We start from the raw sequence: 23,755 nt of genomic DNA on the forward strand, positions 1-23,755 counted from the left end.
TTATGCTCTAATTTCCGCATAACTGTCCTGAGTCTCGTATAATAAGATTCGGTTCAAGTCGTACGGTTTGTCTCGTAATTTCTCAGACAACACCTTGAAAATATGTACAGCCATGACTTCAACTGTCGGTAAGTCGAAATGATCGTTCAAATATGCATGATCATACAGTTCGATTACATTATTTTTAACAATAGATTTTATTTCCTTAAAATTGCAAACCCACCCCAGTTCATTTACTTCTCCCCTTACTTCCACAGTCAATTCGTAACGGTGCCCGTGCAGGTTCTGGCAAGCGCCGTACTCTTCTCTCTGCGGCAACTGATGTGCTGCTTCAAATAAAAACTCTTTACCGATAGTCACTTTCATAGGTTCGCCTCCATTTCTGCAAATTGCTCCGAAGCCTTGATACGCTCCTGGATATACAGCCGTCCTGTCTCATCGAGATATCCCCGGTCACCAGTCCTGAACCATCCGTGTTTCTCTGCTGGAGTTATCTTTCGGTCTCCAACGTAGCTCTCGGAGATCGTCTCGCTGAAAACCTCAATCTCCCCTCCTGCACCGAGCCTGATCAAGACATTATTCACTGCCAGTCCTACACTTGTTACATTGTTTTCATCCGCAGCCAAATTACAGGACATCGTGCTCACTTCCATCATTCCGTACAACTGCTGAATCCAGCGTCCATACCGTGTGTGGAACGATAACCCGGTCTCTTTTTGTAAAGGAGAGCCGGAGCACAACAGCAGCCGGACTTCACTTAAGTTGATGTTTCTTTCGCTGTATTGACGGCGGTTCAGAATATCATAGTACTCTGGCGTTCCCAGAAATACAGACAGCCTTGTCTTGGATAAGTCGCTGATTAGACGGTTCGGCATGAACCAGCGTTCCAGCCATATTTGAGCTCCTGCCTTAAGTGGAGCTAACAACCCCATGGTCAACCCGTATCCATGGCATACCGGAACTGCGCAGTAGACAACATCTTCCTCTGTATAAGCAAATGTCGAGATAATGTTATCCGTATCCACTGACAGGTTGCGGTTCGTCCGGATGGCCATTTTAGGCAACCCTGTAGTCCCCGAAGAACATTGGATAACAACCGGAGCATGTTCGTTTCTGGATTGATACAGATTATCGTCCCTGTTCATAAGCTTTGATGCACCGGGACGACAATACCCGGAAAGATGTTCACGCAAAATAACTTGGAAAGGAAAAGATGCGCCCGTATCCTTAAGGTTGTCGTAAACGTGATTCTCCATAATTACAATATCCAAGTGAGTCATTTGCAGGTTTTCGCATATTTTCTCTACGTCATTCTGCGGATTTATTAACAACACACATACATGCCTGCTAGACAACGCGTACAGACAGATGATGAACTCCAGTGAGTTGCTCAAAACCAAAGCGGCTGTTTGACCGCCCCCAAGTCCCAGTTCGCCAAACCGCTCCGAGGCATAGTCAACTTCTTTCAAGAGTTCAGCATAGCTCATATGGTGTCCGTTACAGACTACTGCACACCGCTCTGAGTATTTATTCTTTGCTTGTTGAAGACTCGAGTACAACATGAACTAAACCTCCAGTTCCACAACCTTCATCCCTGTATCATCTTCGTTGTAGAAGTTCGTCTTGTCTCGAACAGACTGGAAAAATGAACTCATGTACGTGTTCCATCGTTCCTCACTAATAAAATGTGCCGCTATATTGCCGGCCCATACGATGCCTTCCTCTGTCAGCTTTAGAGTGTCGCCTGTCCATTCGGCAAGTCCCATACCGATAACGGTATTTATCTTTTCTTCATAGAAGGCATAATTGGGGATGGAAGCTTTGCTGATCGCCAAAGTGATCGGGAAAAAGACCATTGTCCGGTCATTGTGTTCTTCTTCAGTCAGCTTGTGTGCCAGATTGGCAGGAAATAAACCCTGACTCACTTGTTCCGTATATTGCTTCATATCACACACATTCTTGTAGACATAACCGTCTAAATAACCTCTTGAAGATACTCCGATTCCAAGTACATTGTTATTAGTTAAGTATAGGCGGTCGCCAATATGTGTTTCCTTTTGACGCAAGGAATAGGTATTGGTCGTTATCTGCTGGTATCCATGCTCTTTCAGCCACTTATGGGCCTCACGGAAGGCTGTAAGCTGGTTCGGGTTGGATGGTTTAATTCGATAGGCACCTTTCTTGATCTGACGGTCAAGATAAGTGTTTGGAAAGACAGCCATATTGTAAATATCAATATGATAGGGATTCAAAGCTGTCACTTTCTCCAGATCTTCTATGACATCATCAATTGATTGATTCGGCATATTGTACATCATATCGATGCAATAATCAGTCAGACCAGCAGAGTTCAGGATGTCTACCCCACGGTAAATATCATCCAGAGTCACTCTCATATTCATATCCTTACGAATATCTTCTTTAAATGTCTGAATACCGAAGCTAATCCTGTTAATTCCTAAATCCATCATTTGGCGAATTTGATCGACGCTTCTCACACAATTGATCGATCCTTCAACTGACCAATTTTCCTTAAAATCCATCTGAAAATATGTTTTAACAGCCAGAATGATCCGTTCAAAATCTGCAGGTTGCATAAGCAGCGGGTTGCCCCCACCAAAATGAACGGAATCAATCTTTTTCCCATAGAAATATGGAGTTGAGGCATAGTGCTTCATTTCAGCGATAAGAGTGTCGATGTACTCTGATATTTTGATTTCCAGATTTTTACTACCGTGAACTTTATAATAAGGACAAAAAATACAGGCAGAATCACAGAATGGAATGTGTATATACAAGTTAAGTGCTGCTTTACTATCTAAAGAAGGTTGTTGCAGGAATTGAAAAAAATCATCTCTGTACTCGCGTTTATCATTCACTTTCGATAATTTCGGATACACCCAAAAATCATCCATACGTTCTTTTAAACTCAGTGGTCCTTTCATTCTATAGCCTCCCTTTTAGTTTAAAACCTCACTTTGATTGTCCCAGATTTGCAGCTGAAGACGGTTCGCGTATCTCATGTTATAATCAATGCACAATTTGAGCACTTTTTTCTGCACTAGCTGCAGATCCTTCAAGGTAGCTGCCATAGGCATAATCATCACCCGAAAAGGATCATAATCTCCGATCTCTTTCAGAATAGAACTAACCTCTTCCATATCTTCCTGATCGTTGACAACGAATTTAATCTGGTAGTCAAAATTGGAAATGAACTTACGTATAACTCCAATATCAATCTTGTTGCTCTTCGTGTCGGGATCTGTAACAACGGAATTAGACAACTTGGGACTCATGCTTATGAGGTCGCAGACTACCTCCTGGTATAGTGTCGCATTCGTTTCGATCGTAATATGATATCCGCGCTCATGTAATTCACGGGTGAGTATAGGAAGTTCTTGATGAATAAAGGGCTCTCCTCCGGTGATAACAACATTTTTGCAGCAGTAGCTATCAAGTGCATCAACTATTTGCTCCAGCTTGTAGTAAGTCCCTCTTCCTCCTTTCAGAAAGCTCTGGGTGTCGCACCAGGAACAGTCCAGATTACAACCGACTAGGCGAATCAGAACAGAAGGAATCCCCTGCAAAATCCCTTCTCCTTGGATGGAAGAGAAGATTTCATATACTCCGATTTTCTTCATTGCCTCTCCTTCCTTTACGTCGTACTTAGCTTAGATGGCTGTTTAGAGAATAAGGCTGTCAACCTCTTCTTTTTTTCCCACGATCCAAATAGTTGCTCACACGCTTGCTCCAGTACCCCCCCTTCCATAGAAACAGAATGCAAAAAGGTATTCAGCAAAGCAGCAGAGTTAATATCTGCTTCTGCAAATCCGTGATGGATACAGCTGTGCAGCGAGGTTCCGTATACAATCCGCGGGATGCGTGCCCAATTTATGGCTCCAAGGCACATCAGGCATGGTTCGCTAGTTGAATAAATGACTGTTTCTTTCAAGCTGATTGCACCGTATAACCGACTCCATTCACGTATTGCAGTAATCTCTGCATGAGCAGTTGGATCGGCGGAAGTAAAGCAATGATTTCCGGTAACTACATAACGATAGCTGTCCTGGGCTATACAACAACCAAACGGAAATTCAAAACGTTCGATCCCATGACGGGCAGTCTCAATTGCCAATCGCATAAAATACTCATCATGATCCATCATGTAGGGACAGCCCCCTCTTCAACCTTGCTCTCCATAATCTTGGCAATAGATTCAATGGATTGATAGCGCAAGATATCTTCCGCATCCACATTTACTCCCTTATCTAAGAGAATTGCTGCAAGCCTGAAAGCAAAAATTGAGTCCCCGCCTATTTCAAAAAAATTGTCGGTAACATTAATCGTTTCATAACCAAACATATCACGCCATACCATTGCCAGCTGCTGTTCATAATGTGTATACATACCTGATGCTCTTCCTGTTAAAGCGCAAGCTTCGCTCGCCTGTAAAGTACGGACCTGTAAAGAATCCGCTGTCTGAACAGGAACAGTTGTGCGGCTTATATCCATACTCCCGGCTGATACCTGCCGCTGCGGTAAACCGCTATTCTTCTCAATGGGCAGGTGGTTGGCGGAAGGCTTAGTTTTTCTATAGTGTTTGAGCTGTGAGACCAAATCGCCAGATAATTGAAAAGGCATGTAATCCAACAACTGAAAGATTGGACTATTTACGTTAAGTTCTCCCGGGATAAGACGCTCCGCCTTCAGCTCCATTATCCTGGAGAACATCTCCAGACCTTTTTCTGAAGAAATCTTTTTGAAAATGGAACGTTCTTCATCGGTTTGCTTATCCTCAGCGAGACCAATACCTTCCCACTCCGGCCAGTTGATTGCCATCGAACCAGGAAATTTGTTGTTCCTGTATTCGGCATAAGCATCCATGTAGGCATTCGATAACGTATAGGTCCCATTCCCGGCTCCCGATACTAATGTCATCACCGATGAAAACAGAATAAAGAAGGATAAATTATCCTCACGTGTCTCCTGGTCCAGAATCCATGTACCATGAACCTTTGCTCTGGTCGAACGATTCATCGCTTTCTTCGTTAGTTCGGCCAAGCTACAGGTTTCATCAGATACAGCCAGATGAATCAGGCCGTCGATAATTCCGCAATCTCGCCGTATACTCTGGAATGTAGCGTTCACTTGATCCGGATCGCTAATATCACAAGAACGCACATCCACGTAGGAACCACTACGCTCAATCCTCAAAAGTTTAAGAAGGATTTCTCCAATACCGTCTTCCAATTCACCGGACCTGTTAAGAATGTTCTCCCATTGTTCTTTCGGGGGGAAGCTGGAACGGCTGAGTAGCACTAAATTGATTCTCTCATGTCCAGACAATGTCTCTGCCAGACGGCTGCCGATACGTCCAATACCTCCCGTAATCACATAAGTACCGCCCTTACGAAGTACTGGTCCTGACCGAAGTTCAATGGAATCCGCAGAGACCGCTTCGATCGTTTCAACATATCGCCGTCTCTCCCTGAGAGCCACTGCGTATGGGCTGCCCGGATATTGGATTTCTGCCATTAGCTCATCGATTGTAATACCCCGACCAACATCAACACTTCGGCAATTTATCTGCGGATTTTCCCATTTTACAGTTTTACCTAGAGCTGCCAAGGCTGCATTATGCGGTTGGACAAGATCATCTGCTTCAATGCGGGCAGTACCTGAGGTCACAATAACAAGCTCGACTCCAACAGGTGATTTAAGCTTCTGAAGTGTTTTGACTAGATATAACAGGCTGTAGGCACCTTCTTCTAAATTCAATTCCAATTGCGCAAGAGTGTCAGGATCTCTATCTCTGAAAGCTGTCGTCATATGTATAATTTTCTCCGGCATAAACATTTCCAAATGAGGATGCAGCCGCTCGAAATCCTCTTCACTTGCGGGAACCTTTATACGGTCCTTGTCTAAAGGAACATAGGAGGAGCCTATCTCGATCTCTAGTACGTTGTTGCCCTGATGCCGCAGAAGGTCCGCCATCGAAGTTCCCGCAACTGAGCGATCTGTAAGAAGGATTACTCGCTTGCCGTTCCATGGTACCGTTGATAAGAGGAGCGGTTCGGCACTCCAAACCGTTCGATACATCTTTTCAGCGGAATTCCGCTTTTTGTAGGCTAGTACACGTGGATCACTCTGAATCCAGCAGCGTGTTTTTTTGAAGGGATAATCGGGAAGAGGAACCTTGTATACTGGTAAGTCTGCATAATAAGCCTCCCAGGGGATATCCTCACCTTGAACATAACGCCTACAAATAACAGGCAAATCATCGGTCGTTGATTTCGTTGCTATCTCATTAACCGATATGCAATTTCCAAGGTTGGTCCACACACTGGGCTGCGGCGTCTCTGGATTAAGTCTTAAATTATCCAGTTTAGCTATTAATTCACCTGCATCCTGCACTATTATGGCTATGCGGTATTTCAAATGAAGTCTGCAAACAGCAGAGGTATAACAGATATCTGCCAGTGAGTCAGAGCGTTCTCCTTTAAGATAGGACGTCATGAGGTCTACAAGCTCTAATATCTGTTCCCGTCCATTAGCGGATAAAGTGAAAATGCTACAGTCCGGTCTTAAATATTTCTCCCTGTATAACTCAGGGGCTTCTTCCAATACGACATGGGCATTTGTTCCGCTGATTCCAAAAGAGCTTACTCCGCACCTACGGGGACTTACGGTCCAGTGGCGGAGTCTGTGATTAATGTAAACCGGTGAATCTTCAAATTTAATTTTCCTGTTAGGCTTTATAAGATTAAGACTGGGCGGAATTTGACGCTGTTTAAGTGAGAGGATCGCCTTTATCATACCCGCTACCCCAGCTGCGCCGATCGTGTGCCCGATATTGGTTTTCACTGATCCAACTCCGCAGAATTGCTTATGTGAAGTGTAATTGGAAAAAGCTTTACGTATTCCCTGAATTTCGGTTGGATCACCGAGTTTTGTTGCTGTTCCATGCGTTTCAATGTAGCTTATGGATGATGGATCAATTCCAGCATTTTTCCAGGCCTGCATCAGCACTTGTCCTTGAGCACCTGCGCTAGGGGCAGTAATTCCAATAGATTTGCCGTCCTGGTTCACTGCACTGCCTTTAATAACGGCATGGATATAGTCATGATCATCCAGGGCCCGGGACAGCGGCTTTAATATTAAAACGCCTACTCCCTCACCTTGCCCTACCCCGTCGCAGTCCTCATCGAAAGACTTTGTGCGCCCGTCTGGAGCAATAATACCTATATTTTTAACCACTTTATTTTCTGTTGGCATAATAAATAAATTGATTCCACCGACCAGGGCTAACTCACTGTCACCGCTGTTCAGACTGTTGCAAGCCATATGTACAGCTGCCAAGGAGGATGAACAAGAGGTGTCTACTAGCAGAGAAGGTCCCTTGAGATCAAAGAAATAGGAAATGCGCCCCGCGATAACCGCAGGCAAATTACCTGAAAAGGAGTTATCTGCTTCTTCTGGATTCAGTTTCATAATTAAATGCTGATACATAACAGCAGAAAATTCCGTTGGAAATCCAATAAATACGCCTGTACGGGTCCCCCTTATCTTTTGAGCATAGCCGGAATTGTTAACAGCCTGAAACGCCGTCTCAAGCATCAACCTCTGATGTGGATCCATCAAAGCTGCCTCTTTAGGCGATATTTTAAAAAACTCATAGTCAAACGTATCAATTCGTTCCAAGTACGCTGCTTCACGATAGTGAGGGATTTCATCTTCGTGATACACCGCCTTGACGTATTCCTCTACATCCTGGCGTCTACCCTCAGGCAGGGAACCTACGCAATCCACTCCGTTGCGCAAACACTCCCAAAACTCTTTTGGATTTTCCGCTTGGGGAAACCTAACACCTATCCCTATTACTGCTATATCCTTCGAACTCTCCATATTCATACCTCCTTATACCTGCATTTTCAGATAATCAGGATAAACGTCAAACAACCCGTTTACATAGAGCACATCTTGCATGATTTCACGACGTTCAGAATCCGCCACTTTTTTTATGATTAAAGCTTGATGAAGCATGTCTAAAGCTTCTTTCATTTCTTTATATCCTGGCACTCCTCCCAATTTTTCTGAATTTCTTGAATTCGATAGTATTTTTCTGTAAGGTTTCAGGAACCCCTGTTCAAACTCCTTTTCATCATCATTATAATTAGGAGCGCACAACGCTTCTTTCAGACAATCATTCAGAAGTTGATTACGACTAACGGAGTTTACTGCTTCAAGCTCGCGTACCTTTGAAAACCTGCGAAGAATTTCTTGAAAGTCACGACGGTTTTCCATTGCCAGAACAGTCAAGTCAATACAATTAGTCATTGAGAGATTGCGCAGGACTGACTGAGGACCAATTTCAATCAATTCTTTTATCCCACCCTCAGCAAAACAGGCCAACACTTGTGTCCAGCGAACGGGGTTGGTTAATTGAATTGCCAAACGCTCATAAATTTCTTTTTCTGATCTGTATAGGGTTCCTGTAATGCTGGAAATGACGGGATACTCAAGAGGGGAAAAATCACATTTATTCAATTCATCTTTCATGAAGGGGAGCGAAGATTCCATTAATCTGCTGTGATAGGGTCCGGGAACTGGAACCGGTAATATTCTGACTCCCTGATTGTTTAGTTGAGATATCAGTTCTTTCAAAGCTTGTTCCGTTCCTGAAATCGTCACTTGCTCATCCGAGTTGTAATTTGAAACAGCAACATATCCGAGATGACTTGATATGCTTTTACATATTTTGTCGGCCGAATCAGCGTCAATTCCCATAACTGCTATCATGCCCCCTTGCCCGGCACCAATCATATTCATAATTTTTTCCCTTTTTCGGGTCAATGCTAAAGTATCTTTATACGTTATCGCACCAGAGCAGGCGAGTGCCGATAATTCCCCCAGACTATGTCCGGCCAGTAAATCGGGATAGATGCCGTACTCCTCCGTTAAAACCTTAAACGAACAATAACCTACTATTACTATTGCAGTCTGTACCAACTCCGATTGTTCCAATTCATCTATTGTATAATGAAGTAACACATCCTTTATATTAAGGCCAAGCAGATCACCGGCTTCCTCAACCAATATCTGTACAGAATGAAAGTCGTTGTAGAACGTCTGTCCCATCCCAGCGTAGTGTGAACCTTGTCCCGGAAAAATAAATGCCTTCTTCTTATACAATTTTCTTCGCACTCCCTTAGATCATCAAAAATAGTATTACAACCAAATATTTTATATATTCTTCTATAAAATACCTATTTTCGTACAATAATGAAAGTATACGTTCGAATTCATGAAAGCACAACCATTGTAACATAATTGATATTTTATCCTAATAATATAAAAAATTGTGATGACCATCATGTATAATCACATAAGACCATGCTATATTTTATGATAGTGTCTTTTTTCCTTTTTAAATTTAAATCAAAAAAAATCTATCCCGACAGTTTACGCCGAAATAGATAGCTTTAACAAAAAAACGCAGGATGTGAGCAAAATAAGAGCTAGGTTGTCTGGAGGGCAACTAATCCAATTTCTTTAAAAAGTTATGCAAAAGCTCCTCTTCCCGCTCCATAATAGTAAGGATTTCTTGTATTACATAATTTATCAACTGTTGTTTTTTTGATAAAACATATTTTAGTTGTACTTGTTTTATTCTACTTACATCCTTAACAAGACCGGAAAATCCATCAATTAAATAAGAAGCATCAGTAAAAATCCCTTCTTTTTGCAGATAACGCAATCTGTTAACCATACAACTTTTATGTTCGAGTATAATATGTATCGGTCTGATATCTTCTCTGAAGGATTCTACTAGAGTTAATCGGTTGCATAATTCTTTGTATATACCTAATCCATAAGTAGCCCCTGGGGGATTGTATGTTAAAAAAGAATTAGTAGAATGAATAAAGTCGCTTATATAAGTTTTTATGACTGCAAGATTAAGTGAAGGATCAGAATTGGAATAATCAAGTGAAGTAGTGCAGTCAAAAAAACCAACTCCACCTATACTGGAATTGTGAAATGCCTTTTCAATCTCTTCAAAGGACGCCTGAATTCTGCTAAAATTCCCCGAACGATTAAAACCCAGAATTAAAAAACATTCTTCTTCTTTATCAAATCCATAAATTAAACTCTGATGTGTGAAATGAGAAATTTGATAGGATGGTTTGCAGGACAAATAGTATTCATCCATTAAAATTTCAACATAACGTCCATTTTTTATACAATTTATAATAAATGGAACTATATTAAAATGCATGTCTAAAAAAAATTCTTTTTCGTACCAGTTCTCATTGATTCCGGGATGACGGGGATATTTCCCATCAAAAGAGTAAAAGTCCAGTTTAAATTCATTTGAGTATTCGGCTGTGTATAACTGGAGATAATTGCTATAAAACCAAGGTAAGTTCTTTTCATTCTCCAGCACTATAGAGAGCTTATGTGCATGATGTAGAAATCCATAAACCTGCGGTATGCATACAGGCAATGTGTATACATTCATAAATAACACCTCCATCTTAATCTGTTAAGTAATCGACTTCATACTGAAATTTCAATTCGCATAACATTGAGAATTCGCTTTAAGTTCACCTCTTTGGCACAGGCTTTAAGAAAGTATAAGTTTAATTTTTAGAAAGCGCAATCATCGTAACCAGATTGTAATAAAATCCCTAATAATGAATCTAATAGTGATTAAGTTCACTTCAGTCACATACATAAAATTATATTCTCAATAAATAAATTAACGTTTTACTTCACATTTTATGTATTTCTCTTAATTCTCTACCCATTTTAAATGAAAGGGGTAATTTATGTTACTTGAAATAATGCCTGTTTATGATCCTAAGAAAACATGTACACAAGACCTAATAGTGAGTGTTTCTTCGTTTTGGGGGAGAGACTAAGAACTAATGTACACCAGCGCTTGGGGGCTAGAATTACCCGGTTGGTATTTATATGAGTACATTTTGGATTCCATGGGTTGACGGCTATCAAAAAGAGGACCGTGGTCATTTCATACTGGTCATTGGCTATTCGGAAGAAGATCGAACTTTGATCTGTATTGATCCTATGTACAGTTCTAATAATAATAAATTAAATTTCACCCATTTCTTATCCGGAAATAATGGTACCTAATCTAAATGATTATTTTCCTAATACAATCAACGAGAAATATAATATTCCATCTTTACACAAAGAATTAGATGATCATATTTCTTGTCTAGGTCAGCAAATCTCTCTCCCTCATTTTTCATCACTTTCTTCTCTCTCCTTCCTCGGATGTTCAGAGTGGGGGACATTTTCTGAGAACATTGTTTTTATTCAAGATAACGAGACAACAATGGAAGTTAAGGTTTCTTTCCCTGACTGGGAATTACCCGGCGCAAATGATGATATTGCCTTAACAGGAAAGACTATTATTTATGAACATACACCGGACCTAATCTCTCCAATTAAGAGACCTGCTGAGGATTGCAACAACACTATCCAGCAATTATGATTAACCTCAGAACGGTTAGTGCCCGGGAGGTAGTCAAATGTCAAAAACAATATTAGTTGTCGATGATGATCAAGAAATCGTGAAGCTCATCAGCAAGACCCTAAGGTATGAGCAATTCGCTGTAATTACGGCCAGTTCCGGGCGAGAAGCCTTGTCTGCGGTGGAGGATCACCCTATTGATTTCATTGTTCTCGATATCGTCATGCCTGATATGAGCGGACTGGATGTCTGCCGAACGATCCGGTCGTCTTATAATGTTCCGATTCTGTTATTAAGTGCGCGGGATCAGGACATTGATAAAATTGTCGGTCTGGAAATCGGCGCAGACGATTACATGACCAAGCCATTCAGTATTCAGGAGCTGGCTTCCCGAATCAAGGCTCATTTCCGCAAGGTGGACAGGCTGCACAAAGAGTGGGGCGAGCTTAGTCCCGCTAAAGAAAAGGCCGATGCTCCGCTCCTTTTGAATGATAAAACGTATGAAGCCTTCCTCTATAGCCGGAAGCTCGACTTATCCGCGAAGGAATTTCAAATTCTGTCTGTCCTGATGCGTCACCCCAACCAGGTACTCAGCCGTGAGCAGATCTATGAGAACGTGTGGGGAGACGAATACGGAGAGATCAATACCGTAACGGTTCATATCAAAAATATCCGCAAGAAGCTGGGTCTTGAGCATAACTTCATTAAAACCATCTGGGGCATAGGCTATAAATACACAGAAAGAGAGCAATAGGATGAAACTGAAAATAAAGCTTCCCCTGTTATTCCTGCTAATGCTGCTGATTCTGATGTTCTCTATTGGTTTGTACTTGAAGTTTGTCTTCGCCGTATATTCCCCCATACGTACCACTTTGCTGGACTCACCCTATGTAGTATTACTTCTGCCCATCTTCGTCATCGCCGGCTGCATATTTTCCATTCTGATCATCTATATTCATTATTATATTGAGAAGCCTATCCGGCGTCTGAATGCCCGGCTGGAGGAAGTCAACGTCGTCCACCCCCTGCCTCCGCTGGCTTTGAAGCGTAAGGACGAGATTGGAGAGCTGTATAAGCACTTCAATAAAATGGAGCACAGGCTTCAGCTTGCCCACAGAGAACAGACCGATATGATTGCCGCCATCGCCCACGATTTGAAGACACCCCTGACCTCGATTAACGGCTTCACTGAGCTGCTGGCTACACATGGGGACTTACCTGATGCTGAAAAGCAGGAATTTTATGAATTGATTCAGCGGAAGTCAGCCTTTATGGTTGAACTCCTCAATGATTTCTCCAGTTTCACCAAAGAAAAAATGGAGCTCGAGTCCATGAGCGCTACACCAGTGAAAGCGACAGAGTTGTTTGTAGACATTGCTTTTGAATATGAGTATGAGCTGGCGGGACTTGATATTGAACTGGCTTGCCGCCATTCCTTCACGGACAGCATATGGCTGACGGTTAATGAACCGATGCTCCGCCGGGTGTTCGGCAACCTCTTCAGCAACGCCGTAAGATATGGAGGGAAGCCTAAGCTGAAGGTCTATATGACCGGATATCTGCGGGAGCATCATGCCTATTTTCAAATAGAGGATAATGGCATTGGCGTGCCGGATCAGGATATGTCTTCGCTGTTCCTCAAATTCTTCACGGTGGACCCGTCGCGGCAGATCCGCAAGGGCGGGCTTGGACTGGGACTGGCCAGCTGTAAATCGATTATTGAGCATCACGGGGGCGAGATTGTGGCCTTCTCCTCCGAATATGGCGGTCTCGGGATCAGATTCAGCCTTCCTTTATAGTTTTTTATATTCTCTTCAGATCTATTTATTTTTCCTTTAAAGAAGCTTCATGTTTGGATGTGACAATAGGTTGTAGCAGAACACAACAAACACTGGCTTTACAAGTAGGAGGTCTGGGGAAGAATGAGTATTTTATCCAAGAAAAGAATCGGCAGCACGCCCGCTATCCAAATTGACGGAGTGCACAAAAGGTTTGGCGACTATTCCGTATTAAATAATCTTTCGCTGGAGGTCAGCCGGGGCGAGATCTTCGGATTCCTGGGACTGAATGGCGCCGGGAAGACAACAACGATCAAGATGCTGCTGGCGATGATCAAGCCTACTTCCGGCAAGCTCTATATGTTAGGTGAAAAGGTCGATGCCGGAAACTCTAAATTATGGAGCAACGTCGGATATTTGGAAGAGGCTACCTTTTATCCAGATCTGACTGTAACAGAGAATCTTGAGATCGCAAGACGCATGCAAGGGATGCCGGACAAGGATGCCGTATCTCAGGTAATCTACAAACTGGGGCTTACGCCGCACCAAAAGAAAAAAGCAAAACATCTCTCACTCGGAAATAAACAGCGCCTGGGGCTTGCGAAAGCGATGATTCACAATCCGGAAATTCTAATCCTGGACGAGCCGATCAACGGCCTTGATCCAGCAGGCGTAGCTGAGATACGAAATATGTTATATAATCTGGCGCACAATTTCGGCATCACGGTGTTCATATCCAGCCATCTGTTAGAGGAGCTCTCGAAGGTGTCCACACGGATTGGAATTATTCACGGCGGTCAGCTGGTGCAAGAAGTCGCAATGGACAAGCTGGAGCAGTCCTTAGAGAAAAGCCTGGTCGTTAACGGCCGGAACAAGCCTGCCTTAAAGAAGGTGCTGGAGGAGCATGGCTATGCCTTCGAGGATACCCCGGACGGCTATATCAGACTCACCAATGAACATGCGGCAGATCATCCTGAACGGCTGGCCGAACTGCTGGTTCAATCCAATCAGCCGCCGACATCCCTCCGGGTAGTTACAGAGGATCTGGAAGGCTATTTTCTCCGCACTATCGGGGTTAACAGGGGGATTAGATAATGAATATTCTATCGGTGTTACATTGTGAGCTCCGCAAGATTATCCGCTCGAATGTGTTCTGGATCATGTTCCTGGTTTTGGGCTTCGGGCCCATCATGATGGGCGTTGGAAATGTATTATCCAGTGCCGCCGGCGGTGTTACCTGGGAAGCGTATTTAACCGGATTGCTGGAGACGCTTGCCCCGCTGGGACTGATCGGATACACCTTTGTGGCGGCATGGGTATTCGGACGGGAGTTTTCAGATCGGACGATCAAGGATTTACTGGCCAAGCCCATTTCCCGGGCGAAAATTGTATTATCCAAATTCCTGGTCATTTTAGCATGGTGCCTGTTACTTTCCATCTATATGTTCGCAGTAGGTCTTGCTGTAGGAGCCATCCTGGGCGTTACAGGCGGGTCCGCCGCTTTCATTTGGAGCTTGTTTCTTAAGTTCCTCATTACCTCACTGTTGTACATCTTTGTAACCGCACCAAGCATTCTTTTGGCTAATGTAACCAAGGGCTACCTGGCTCCTCTGGGGCTCATCCTGATCATCGTCATTCTGTCCAATGTGCTCAGCTCCTTCGGATTTGCACCCTACTTCCCATGGACCATCCCGTCGGTATTCCAAAGCACCGGTTCGCTGCAGCTAAGCAGTATCATCATTCTTGCCTATACCGGGATCATCGGAATCGCCGGGACCTTTGCCTGGTGGAGATATGCAGAGCAGCCATAAGAGGGCCGGATCATCTCACATCATATGAAGAAAAGAGCTGTACCCAAAGGCCATGAAATGGCTACTTGGGACAGCTTTTTATTGCGGAGCAGGATCAACGTGAGCTCTTCGATGGACGCTCCGCGAACGGACCGTTGTTCCAATCGCTGTTATCCCCAGATTTTATTGATTCTCCTTAGCGGTGAAAATCCGGGGATAAAGGCGACCGCTGCCGCTTTTCCACAATCGTTCCGTCCACTCCGCTGTTTAAGCGGGAAATGATCACTCATCATCATCTGCGGCGCTCTTCATCGCCTCCTGCTCACGGAAGGCCGAAGGGGTCAGCCCGTATTTTTTCTTGAACAGGGTGGAGAAGTAAGTGATGTTGTAGATCCCGACCGCTTCACTGATCTTGGCCGCCGTGTCAGGCGTGGAAGCAAGCAGCTCCTTCGCTTTGTCCAGCCGGATGTTGTTCAGGTATTCACTGAAGGATTGCCCGGTTGCTCCTTTGAACAGCTTGCCCAGATAGCTGGGGGACAGGCCGGCGATTTTGGAGACCAGGTCGAGGGAGATGTTAGGCTCTGCATAATGCTCATGGACATAATTCTGCACTTTTTCAATGAGAATATTATGCTTCTGCGCATTCAGCCAGTGATTTTTCTCTTCAATTAAAGTGCATATTGTGCTGCAATAGCGGCCAAACAGGTTACGGATCTCCGTCAGATCCTCAGCCCCTTCAATCTCGGTTACGGCCTGCAGGTAATCATTAAAATTGGAATCCGGCACATGCTGTAAATAGTCAAAAGCTTTATGCAAAGACAACATGAGCTGACTGCTGAAGGTGATGACCTGATGAACGGAACCGCCGGATATGGTATCTATAAATTCTCCGATTGCGCTAACAATAGGCTCCGGCTTCCCCTGCTGCACGGCATCAATCAGCTTCTTCTCGCAGGCGGCGGGATAGCTTAAGGCCGTTAACACATGGTGCCGTGTCGCTGCTGCATCCAGAATCGCTTCCTTTCCATAGATTAAGCGGTATTTCACGTACTGCTGGGCTGAAGTGTACGAGGACGGAATATTCCCCTTGCCAAAGGAGATATCTCCTACACCTACCGATACAGTCACCTTGAAGTAACGGTTCAGGAAGCTCTGAACATTACGCAAGGCAGGCTTCAACTCCTCCGGCAGCTGATTTTTCGTGTATTGAAGGATGGCAACGGCTTCACTTCCTCCCATAATGAGAACATCACAGGGGCCGATATGCTCCAGCAGCTCTTTGGCAATATTCCCTAGTGCGAAGCGCAGCAAGGACTGCTGTTTCCCCTCTCCCCTCTCCCCTACCGGTTCAAACTCATTGATCTTGAACACCAGCACGCCGAAGAACGGTCCCGCAACCTCCTCGCCGATCTCCTTAATCATCTCGCTGGAGGCCGAGTCCTCCAGGGAATGACCACGCAGCAAGGCATGCAGATAATGCTCACGGACGGTCCGGGAAGAGCGGCTGATGACGAACTGCATCGATTTCTCACGTTCATGATAGGATTGGAACACCTCGTTCATCATCTTGTACTCATCTATAAGCGCCAAGCCGCGTGCGGGATTAGCCGGGTTAGGCATTACTTTTTCAAGCAGCGCCGATAAGGGCCTATTCATGTTCGAGGTCAACAGGATAGAGATCAACAAACCAGCAAGCACAATACCGGCTGTGACCAGCAGCGTAATACTCCGTAGCCTGTCAATGTCAGTGATGAGCTCAGAATACGGTGAAACGCTTACAAAATACCAGTCCAGTCCCTCTGATTTCACATAAGTGACCAGATTCTTTTCGTTTCCGATCATTGTGGTGAAGCTGTTCTCCGGTTGGTTCTCGATTAATAGGGTCCGCACATACTCATCCCCGGATAAATCATCCAGGAACAGATTGGAATCGGTATGAGATAATACTTTACCTTCATTATTGATCACGAAGACATTATTAGCCGCGTCCGCTTTGCCGATCTTGCGGATGGTCGTCAGAATCGACTGCTCCTCTACATTGATATAGATCAGCGGATTGCCTGCGGTCTGGTATGCGAAATTCGGGTACAGCAAGAAGGTCAGGAACTGTAAGGGCCTGCCGTTATTCCGGCCCGCAACCTTCAGGCTGCGCGGATTGAACTCCATATACTGCTTCGCACTGAGAGCGGTGAGCGATGCGTCGAAGGGAAGCCCGGCTGTATCGATTGTTGTTCCTGTAGAAGGCCGGTGGATTCCGATACTGTGGATATACGGGTTCAGATTGGCAATTTGTTCGATCTGCTGATAAATATGATAATTGCTTACCTTGTTCTCCACCTTCTCATCCAGAAAGGACAGGATCTCCGGTTGAATCAGCAGTGTATTTCCGATTGTCATGACCTGATTATAGACGACATCCGAAGCGTATGTGATCTGGGATAACATGGCCCGGGAATTGCGTTCGATCTCCTTGATGGCGCTTCGGGAGAACAGGGAGAAGAGTACACTGGACAGCAGGCTTACGGTTAAAAGCACGAGAAGGAAATATGAAATGGTGAGTTTTTGAAAGGCCTTGTATCGAACAAGCCGCTTGATGGTTGCCCGCATGCTGTATTCCCCCCATGCTGCTCGGTATCATTTCTAAATATAGTACATTTCCGGCTGAAAAGGTACTGAATCAGGGGAAAATGAAAGCCATTCCGTTTTTTTGAAAGCCTTAAGAGCGAATTTGAAAGCGTTTGCTATCTTTTAAAATAGACTCTTACTGCGGCTATGGCTAAGCTGAAATCAAGGCAACCGTCATCTATAACAAACAAATAGGGGGGAACAGGAATTGAAGAAAAAACGGCGTCGAGGGCTCAGCATACTGTCAGACATCCGCAGAAATGGCACATCCTATTTGTTGGTTTTGCCGGCCATGGCATACACGTTTATTTTCGGCTATCTGACTTATCCTTATATGGTTATTGCTTTCCAGCGCTTTAATTATACAAAGGGAATCTTCCATAGCGAATGGGTGGGCTTCAAAAACTTTGAGTTTTTCTTCCGTTCCAATAAAGCGCTTACAGTTACCTTTAATACCATTTACCTCAACTTACTGTTTATTGTTTTCGGCACGCTGATGGCGCTGGCCATTTCACTGGTGCTGAACGAGCTGCGCAAGAAGCTGTTTGTGAAGATCAGCCAGTCGCTGATGTTATTCCCGAATTTCATCTCATGGATCGTCATCAGCTATGTGCTGTATGCGCTTTTCTCGATGGATATGGGCGTGATCAATAGAATCCTGAACCAATTCGGAATGACCTCCGTGAACTGGTATACCGAAGCCCAGTCCTGGCCGGCGATTCTGACCATCATGCATGTCTGGAAGGGCGCCGGCATGAGTGCCATCATCTACCTGGCGACCATTACCGGCATCGATGAGACGTTGTATGAAGCAGCAGAAATTGACGGGGCGGGCCGCCTGCAGATGTGCTTTCGGATCACGCTTCCGCTAATGATGCCAACGGTTATTATTCTGACGATGCTCTCGGTCGGCAAAATTATGTACGGCGATTTCGGGATGATCTATGCGCTCATCGGGGACAACGGTACCCTGTATTCGACCACAGATATTATTGATACGTATGTATTCCGTTCCTTGCGCCAGATCGGCGACCCTTCCGAAGCCATGGCCGTGGGGCTGTTCCAGTCGGTGATCGGATTTATCCTTGTCTTTGGTACCAATGCCATTACCCGCAAGTACTTCAAAGATGGCGCATTATATTAAATCCAGGAAGGAGGAGGAGTATTAATGAAAAGAATCTCAATCAGCAGGACGGTCATGTACACGCTGACTGCGGTCTATTCGGCACTGTGCCTGCTTCCGATGCTGCTCGTGCTGATGATCTCCATCACGGATGAGGATGCTATTCTTAAGAACGGCTATAGCCTGTTTCCGGAGAAATTCTCTCTGTATGCCTATAAGCTGATCTTTACCAGCGGTTCCCAGGTCATTCAGAGCTACGGCATTTCGATCTTTGTCACTCTCGCCGGTACCACGCTGGCCCTGCTGATTACTTCTATGGCAGGCTACACGCTGGCGAACAAAAATGTGAGGCACCGCAATCTGCTGGCCCTTTACTTTTTTATCACCATGATTTTCTCAGCCGGCATTGTGCCCTGGTATCTGATGAACCGTGCGCTCGGATTAACCGATAATATTCTCGCTCTGATTATTCCGTCACTGCTGTTCAGCCCGTTCAATCTCTTCCTGGTGCGCAATTTCATGAACGGTATTCCTGACTCGCTGCGGGAATCAGCCACCATAGACGGAGCCAGTGATATTGTCATTGCTTTTAAGATCTATCTTCCGTTATGTAAACCGGTATTGGCGACGATTGCCCTCTTCTATGGACTGGATTATTGGAACAACTGGTGGAATGCGATCATGCTGATTGACACGAAGGATTTGTACCCGCTGCAATTCATGCTGCTGCAGATGCAATCGGAGATCAGTATGCTGAACGATATGGCCATGCTGGCGGGAACAAGCGATGTTACGCTTCCCTCGGAGTCGGTCAAGATGGCGACAGCCATCGTAACCATCGGGCCGATTGTTTTCCTCTATCCTTACTTACAGAAATACTTCGTGAAAGGGCTCGTGATCGGTTCAGTGAAAGGCTGATGTCATCCCTTAGGGGTTAACATATAGAAGACATCATAAGAGGAGGTCCGTATTATTCATGAGAAAATCCTATGCAACCCTGTTAGCTGTGGTGCTTGCCCTGTCCACCCTGGTTGGGTGCGGCAAAGCCGATAATGCCAGCCCTGCCGCAAATGGAGCAAGCAATGCTTCATCCCCGAATGCAGAGAATGCTAATGGCTCTGAGGTCGTCAAGATCAAATACGTGGTTCCCGGCACTGAGCCCAAGGATTACCAAAAGGTGTTCCAGAAGGTCAATGAGAAGCTGGCTGCAGACGGTGTCGGAGTTGCCGTAGAGAAAATCTTCATCCCCTGGGATGCCTGGGACCAGAAGCTGAACCTGATGCTGTCCACCGGCGATGATTTCGATCTGTTCCATGTCATGCAGGACCGTACTCCGTTCTCCAACTACTATACCCGGGGCGCACTGGCAGATATCTCGGATGAGATTGAGAAGTATGGAGCCAACCTGAAAAAGTATATTCCGGAGGATATCTTTAGCGGGGCAACCATCGGCGGGAAATATTATATCGTCCCCTCCTACTGGGTTGAAATGGCGAGCGAAGGCCAGTTTAATATCCGCCGCGATATTCTCCGCGAAAATAATTTGCAGGAGCCTAAAACTCCGGCTGAATTGATTAGCGCCTGGGAGACGGTGATGAAGAACTGGAAGGGAAAGAACAAGCCTTACTTAGGCACCCGGGCCGATTTTGACCCGATCAATCTGCATACCTCCATCCTGCACCGGACCTATGACACCTTCCCGTTCACCGTTAAGGATAAGTTCTTCTATGTCAACCAGAACGGAGAGGTCAAATCCTGGATTGAAACTGACGAATTCAAGAAGGATGCTGCCTTCATGCACGAGCTGTACACCAAGGGAATTACGAATCCTGACATCCTGGTCATGAAGCAGGAACAGGTAGATGCCCAGCTCGACAGCGGAGAATGGTTCGTACGCCTGGGAACCGGCGGAAGCCTGAACGGGCTCCAGAAATACAACCCGGCAGCTACAGTGGACGATATCGGAGTGGTATGGTTTAACCCGGAGAAAGAGTATCTACGTCCCCTCTCCTTCAAGAACGGAAATGCCGTACCGGCGAACAGCAAGCACCCGGAGGCTGCCGTTAAATTCATGGATTGGATGCTAGCCAGCCAGGATAACTACGATCTCGTTCAATACGGCATCGAGGGTGAGCACTACACCAAAGATGGTGACAAAGGCCTAAAGCCGATCAGAGACCCGAATAACAATAATAATCCAAGATACAGGGGCTCTGATTCGCAGAACGGGAATGTGAACTTTATGCGCTTTGACCCGGAGAGCAGTATTCCTGAGAATAACAAGGTCTTATTCGAGCCTAATCCGAGTGCGGTCAACAGTATTGCAGCCAACTTTATTTTTGACCCGACGAATGTAAGAACCGAGTATACCAATATTCTCTCGGAAGCTTCCGCCAGCATCACTCCGATCTATATGGGTGTTCTGGATTACGACAAGGCATTCCCCGAGGCTCTGGATAAAATGAAGAAAGCAGGTCTGGACAAGGTCGTTGCCGAATACCAGAAGCAGTTCAAGGAATATCAAGCTTCTCAGCAATAAAACGAGCTGCTATATAAATTGAACTAATGTTTTTATGTTTGGGAATTAGCCGTGGCTCCAGAGAAGTTTTGGACTTCCGGCCGCTGTTGTCTACAGATTTCATGATTTTATACCGTTGTTAACGGTTGAAATCCGTAGACAAAGGCGGACGCTACCGCTCCTCCAGTTCCAAAATTCCCCTCCGCCACTTTTTCTTTAACTTAATTTTTTAGTTCAATCTATATAGAATAAAGGAGTGGGAAAATTTTGAGCCTGCACCAGCAAAAACTAGAATTTGAAGCAACCAAAACCATCTATGACAGCACAACTCTGGTATTTAATAACGTGGACGGATTCGATGTCTATAATATTTCGATTCCTTTTGAACGGGATGGCAAGCGCTACTTGTTCGGCCGGGTAGAACGCCGGGAGGAATGGGCCCGCTCCTGGGTCCGGCTGTTCGAGCAGACAGGCCAGGATGAATGGACCCTGGTGGAGAACAGCATGATCTACACGCTGGAGGACCCGTTTATCAGCGAAATAGGAGATGAACTCGTACTAGGCGGGACCCATGTGCAATATCAAAGCGGCAAATATAGCACATTTTTCGGTTACTTTTACCGGGGGACGGACCTCCACGATTTGTACTACTTCACTACCGGTCCTAACAAAATGAAGGATATCCGTCTTGTTGCTCTGGCGGACGGCAGAATTGGCGTCTTCTCGCGTCCACGGGGCCACGAGGTGAAGGGCCAATATGGCAGCGAATCCATGATCGGCTTCACGGTGATTGACAAGCTGGAGGATTTGACTGCTGAAGTCATTGAGAATGCACCTTACATTGATGGTATCTTCGGAGCAGGCGAATGGGGAGGCGTCAATCAGGCTTACCTGCTGAGCAGCGGCAAAATCGGAATCATCGGCCATATCTGTTATTCGCATAAGGATGAGAATGGGCAGGAAATCAAGGTATATTTGAACATGGCCTTCGTCTTCGATCCCGTGACCCGGGAATCCCATGACCTGCATCTGATCGGAAGCCGTTCCTGCTACCCGCCCGGACCTGCCAAGTTACCCTATTTGACGGACTGCGTCTTCTCTTCGGGGATCGTGATGCGGGGCGACGGCAAGGCCGATCTGTACAGCGGCGTTGGCGACTGCCAGGCCGGGCGAATTACAATCGACTATCCGTTCGCCCCCCATGGACATATTGTTTAGAATACAGTTCTTACTCATAAGGAGGATATTCAAACGATGAATCAGGCAAGTACACCCGTCATAGGAGCTTTGGCATCCAGCCCGCTCATCCGCCGTCATCCGGCCAACCCGGTACTGGATGCGGCTCGGGTCCCTTACCCTACCGCACTTGTGTTCAATGCGGGAGTGGTGAAGTTCGGCGGCCGGTATGTGATGGTATTCCGCAATGACTATGGCTCCCTTGAGCAGCAGACCCTTGAGCCGTCTCATACAACGGATCTTGGTATCGCGTTCAGTGAAGATGGCGTTCACTGGACGGCCGGGCCGAAGCCAGTGTTCAAGCTAAACGATGAAGAGTTCGTGCGTGCATATGATCCGCGCCTGACGGTAATTGGCGGCCGCTGCTACATGTGCTTCGCTGTAGATACTCGGCACGGTATCCGGGGAGGGATCGCCGTAACGGATGACTTCGAATCCTTTGAAATCTTGAGCTTGTCCACGCCGGACCTGCGGAACATGGTGCTGTTCCCGGAGAAGATCAACGGCAACTATGTGCGATTGGAACGGCCGTTCACCGTATATAGCCGCGGAGGCAAGGACCGGTTCGACACCTGGATCGCGGAGTCGCCGGATCTCATCTACTGGGGACGGTCGGATCTGTTGCTGGCGGTGGAGCAGGTCCCGTTCGCCAATGACAAGATCGGTCCGGCAGCACCGCCCGTGAAGACAGATAAGGGCTGGCTGACCACCTTCCATGCGGTGGATGTTGATCCCGCCAGAGGGAAGAACGGCTGGGAGCCGTCCTGGAAGAAGCGGTATACGGCAGGTATTATGCTGCTTGACCTGAACAATCCGAAGAAAATTCTCGGGATGAGCGCTTCGCCGCTGCTTGCCCCGGAAGCCCCCTACGAAACAGACGGAGGCTTCCGCAACGACGTCATCTTCCCCGGCGGCATGATCCTGGAGGACGACGGCGAAGTGAAAATCTATTACGGCGCCGCCGACACCGTGGAATGTCTGGCCACCGCGCATGTCGATGATCTGATCAGGCTTTGTTTGGGACAGTAAGACTGGCATCCTAACTAACAGAAGCGGGTATCATCCTTGAATGAGGATGATACCCGCTTTTTCAAACTATACTTCAACCGCTTGCGGTAACGTTCGTTCGTACTCCTTATATAACACATAACGCTGGACGCCCCTCGAAGCCTCTACCGCTTCCCTGGC

General features: G+C 45.7%; 19 protein-coding genes. 10 read left to right on the plus strand and 9 right to left on the minus strand.

The genetic code is table 11. The features are described 5' to 3' along the window. The 8 genes from queD to NSS64_RS21340 all read right to left on the minus strand — a co-directional run bounded on the left by queD (position 1) and on the right by NSS64_RS21340 (position 10,519). On the minus strand, positions 1-366 hold the full coding sequence (gene queD, locus NSS64_RS21305; protein WP_340943073.1) for a 6-carboxytetrahydropterin synthase QueD: 366 nt from the start codon (positions 364-366) through the stop codon (positions 1-3). Then, a complete protein-coding gene (locus tag NSS64_RS21310; protein ID WP_341141433.1) occupies positions 363-1,562 on the minus strand; it encodes a class I adenylate-forming enzyme family protein in 1,200 nt (399 codons plus the stop codon). Before NSS64_RS21310 ends, queD begins: the two co-directional genes overlap by 4 nt. Positions 1,563-1,565: 3 nt before the next feature. Next, the gene (locus tag NSS64_RS21315; RefSeq protein ID WP_341141434.1) at positions 1,566-2,945 is read right to left on the minus strand and encodes a coproporphyrinogen-III oxidase family protein; all 1,380 of its coding nucleotides are present in this window, start codon (positions 2,943-2,945) and stop codon (positions 1,566-1,568) included. Between the two features lie 15 nt (positions 2,946-2,960). Then, positions 2,961-3,641: a 7-carboxy-7-deazaguanine synthase QueE gene (locus tag NSS64_RS21320; RefSeq protein WP_340943079.1), complete on the minus strand. Its 681-nt coding sequence runs from the start codon at positions 3,639-3,641 to the stop codon at positions 2,961-2,963. A 14-nt stretch (positions 3,642-3,655) separates the two neighbouring features. Continuing rightward, a complete protein-coding gene (locus tag NSS64_RS21325) occupies positions 3,656-4,165 on the minus strand; it encodes a nucleoside deaminase (protein ID WP_340943081.1) in 510 nt (169 codons plus the stop codon). Then, positions 4,162-7,905, minus strand: coding sequence for a type I polyketide synthase (locus NSS64_RS21330; RefSeq protein WP_341141435.1), 3,744 nt, complete (start codon positions 7,903-7,905; stop codon positions 4,162-4,164). Before NSS64_RS21330 ends, NSS64_RS21325 begins: the two co-directional genes overlap by 4 nt. A gap of 12 nt (positions 7,906-7,917) precedes the next feature. Further along, a complete protein-coding gene (locus NSS64_RS21335; RefSeq protein WP_341141436.1) occupies positions 7,918-9,192 on the minus strand; it encodes an ACP S-malonyltransferase in 1,275 nt (424 codons plus the stop codon). Between the two features lie 346 nt (positions 9,193-9,538). Beyond that, on the minus strand, positions 9,539-10,519 hold the full coding sequence (locus NSS64_RS21340) for a hypothetical protein (protein WP_340943089.1): 981 nt from the start codon (positions 10,517-10,519) through the stop codon (positions 9,539-9,541). A gap of 624 nt (positions 10,520-11,143) precedes the next feature. Here NSS64_RS21340 and NSS64_RS21345 point away from each other — a divergent pair. From NSS64_RS21345 to NSS64_RS21365, 5 genes are all read left to right on the plus strand, one after another. Further along, positions 11,144-11,518, plus strand: a complete 375-nt coding sequence (locus tag NSS64_RS21345; RefSeq protein ID WP_340991574.1) for a hypothetical protein — start codon at positions 11,144-11,146, stop codon at positions 11,516-11,518. A gap of 37 nt (positions 11,519-11,555) precedes the next feature. Continuing rightward, complete coding sequence (locus tag NSS64_RS21350; RefSeq protein WP_341141437.1) at positions 11,556-12,251, plus strand: response regulator transcription factor; 696 nt, start codon at positions 11,556-11,558, stop codon at positions 12,249-12,251. A 1-nt stretch (position 12,252) separates the two neighbouring features. Then, on the plus strand, positions 12,253-13,296 hold the full coding sequence (locus NSS64_RS21355) for a HAMP domain-containing sensor histidine kinase (RefSeq protein ID WP_341141438.1): 1,044 nt from the start codon (positions 12,253-12,255) through the stop codon (positions 13,294-13,296). Positions 13,297-13,419: 123 nt separating this feature from the next. After that, complete coding sequence (locus tag NSS64_RS21360) at positions 13,420-14,370, plus strand: ABC transporter ATP-binding protein (protein ID WP_341141439.1); 951 nt, start codon at positions 13,420-13,422, stop codon at positions 14,368-14,370. After that, positions 14,370-15,086, plus strand: coding sequence for an ABC transporter permease (locus NSS64_RS21365; protein ID WP_341141440.1), 717 nt, complete (start codon positions 14,370-14,372; stop codon positions 15,084-15,086). Before NSS64_RS21360 ends, NSS64_RS21365 begins: the two co-directional genes overlap by 1 nt. 261 nt (positions 15,087-15,347) lie before the next feature. Here the strand turns inward: NSS64_RS21365 and NSS64_RS21370 are convergent, their stop codons facing one another. Beyond that, positions 15,348-17,672: a helix-turn-helix domain-containing protein gene (locus NSS64_RS21370; RefSeq protein WP_341141441.1), complete on the minus strand. Its 2,325-nt coding sequence runs from the start codon at positions 17,670-17,672 to the stop codon at positions 15,348-15,350. 226 nt (positions 17,673-17,898) lie between these two features. Here NSS64_RS21370 and NSS64_RS21375 point away from each other — a divergent pair, with 226 nt between their 5' ends. The 5 genes from NSS64_RS21375 (at position 17,899) to NSS64_RS21395 (ending at position 23,596) form a co-directional block, all read left to right on the plus strand. Next, entirely contained in the window at positions 17,899-18,834 is a 936-nt protein-coding gene (locus NSS64_RS21375; RefSeq protein ID WP_341141442.1) for an ABC transporter permease, read from the plus strand. 24 nt (positions 18,835-18,858) lie between these two features. Next, positions 18,859-19,731 carry a carbohydrate ABC transporter permease gene (locus NSS64_RS21380; RefSeq protein ID WP_340943101.1) on the plus strand — a complete coding sequence of 291 codons (873 nt, stop codon included), beginning with the start codon at positions 18,859-18,861 and terminating at the stop codon, positions 19,729-19,731. Positions 19,732-19,789: 58 nt separating this feature from the next. Then, positions 19,790-21,352 (plus strand): extracellular solute-binding protein, encoded by a 1,563-nt coding sequence (locus NSS64_RS21385; RefSeq protein ID WP_341141443.1) that lies wholly within the window; start codon positions 19,790-19,792, stop codon positions 21,350-21,352. A 246-nt stretch (positions 21,353-21,598) separates the two neighbouring features. Then, positions 21,599-22,549, plus strand: a complete 951-nt coding sequence (locus NSS64_RS21390; RefSeq protein ID WP_341141444.1) for an MTP-1 family protein — start codon at positions 21,599-21,601, stop codon at positions 22,547-22,549. Positions 22,550-22,585: 36 nt separating this feature from the next. Next, on the plus strand, positions 22,586-23,596 hold the full coding sequence (locus tag NSS64_RS21395) for a glycoside hydrolase family 130 protein (RefSeq protein ID WP_341141445.1): 1,011 nt from the start codon (positions 22,586-22,588) through the stop codon (positions 23,594-23,596). Positions 23,597-23,755 lie beyond the last annotated feature (159 nt).

Source organism: Paenibacillus sp. FSL H8-0122 (assembly GCF_038005345.1).
Classification (GTDB): domain Bacteria; phylum Bacillota; class Bacilli; order Paenibacillales; family Paenibacillaceae; genus Paenibacillus_AQ.

Excerpts from the sequence above, each read along its gene's own strand:
- NSS64_RS21365 (WP_341141440.1), top strand. The coding sequence starts at position 14,370 with ATGAATATTCTATCGGTGTTACATTGTGAGCTCCGCAAGATTATCCGC.
- NSS64_RS21395 (WP_341141445.1), top strand. The coding sequence starts at position 22,586 with ATGAATCAGGCAAGTACACCCGTCATAGGAGCTTTGGCATCCAGCCCG.
- NSS64_RS21385 (WP_341141443.1), top strand. The coding sequence starts at position 19,790 with ATGAGAAAATCCTATGCAACCCTGTTAGCTGTGGTGCTTGCCCTGTCC.
- NSS64_RS21325 (WP_340943081.1), bottom strand. The coding sequence starts at position 4,165 with ATGATGGATCATGATGAGTATTTTATGCGATTGGCAATTGAGACTGCC.
- NSS64_RS21310 (WP_341141433.1), bottom strand. The coding sequence starts at position 1,562 with ATGTTGTACTCGAGTCTTCAACAAGCAAAGAATAAATACTCAGAGCGG.
- NSS64_RS21350 (WP_341141437.1), top strand. The coding sequence starts at position 11,556 with ATGTCAAAAACAATATTAGTTGTCGATGATGATCAAGAAATCGTGAAG.
- NSS64_RS21380 (WP_340943101.1), top strand. The coding sequence starts at position 18,859 with ATGAAAAGAATCTCAATCAGCAGGACGGTCATGTACACGCTGACTGCG.
- NSS64_RS21345 (WP_340991574.1), top strand. The coding sequence starts at position 11,144 with ATGGTACCTAATCTAAATGATTATTTTCCTAATACAATCAACGAGAAA.
- NSS64_RS21360 (WP_341141439.1), top strand. The coding sequence starts at position 13,420 with ATGAGTATTTTATCCAAGAAAAGAATCGGCAGCACGCCCGCTATCCAA.
- NSS64_RS21355 (WP_341141438.1), top strand. The coding sequence starts at position 12,253 with ATGAAACTGAAAATAAAGCTTCCCCTGTTATTCCTGCTAATGCTGCTG.
- queD (WP_340943073.1), bottom strand. The coding sequence starts at position 366 with ATGAAAGTGACTATCGGTAAAGAGTTTTTATTTGAAGCAGCACATCAG.
- NSS64_RS21330 (WP_341141435.1), bottom strand. The coding sequence starts at position 7,905 with ATGGAGAGTTCGAAGGATATAGCAGTAATAGGGATAGGTGTTAGGTTT.
- NSS64_RS21320 (WP_340943079.1), bottom strand. The coding sequence starts at position 3,641 with ATGAAGAAAATCGGAGTATATGAAATCTTCTCTTCCATCCAAGGAGAA.
- NSS64_RS21370 (WP_341141441.1), bottom strand. The coding sequence starts at position 17,672 with ATGCGGGCAACCATCAAGCGGCTTGTTCGATACAAGGCCTTTCAAAAA.
- NSS64_RS21340 (WP_340943089.1), bottom strand. The coding sequence starts at position 10,519 with ATGAATGTATACACATTGCCTGTATGCATACCGCAGGTTTATGGATTT.
- NSS64_RS21315 (WP_341141434.1), bottom strand. The coding sequence starts at position 2,945 with ATGAAAGGACCACTGAGTTTAAAAGAACGTATGGATGATTTTTGGGTG.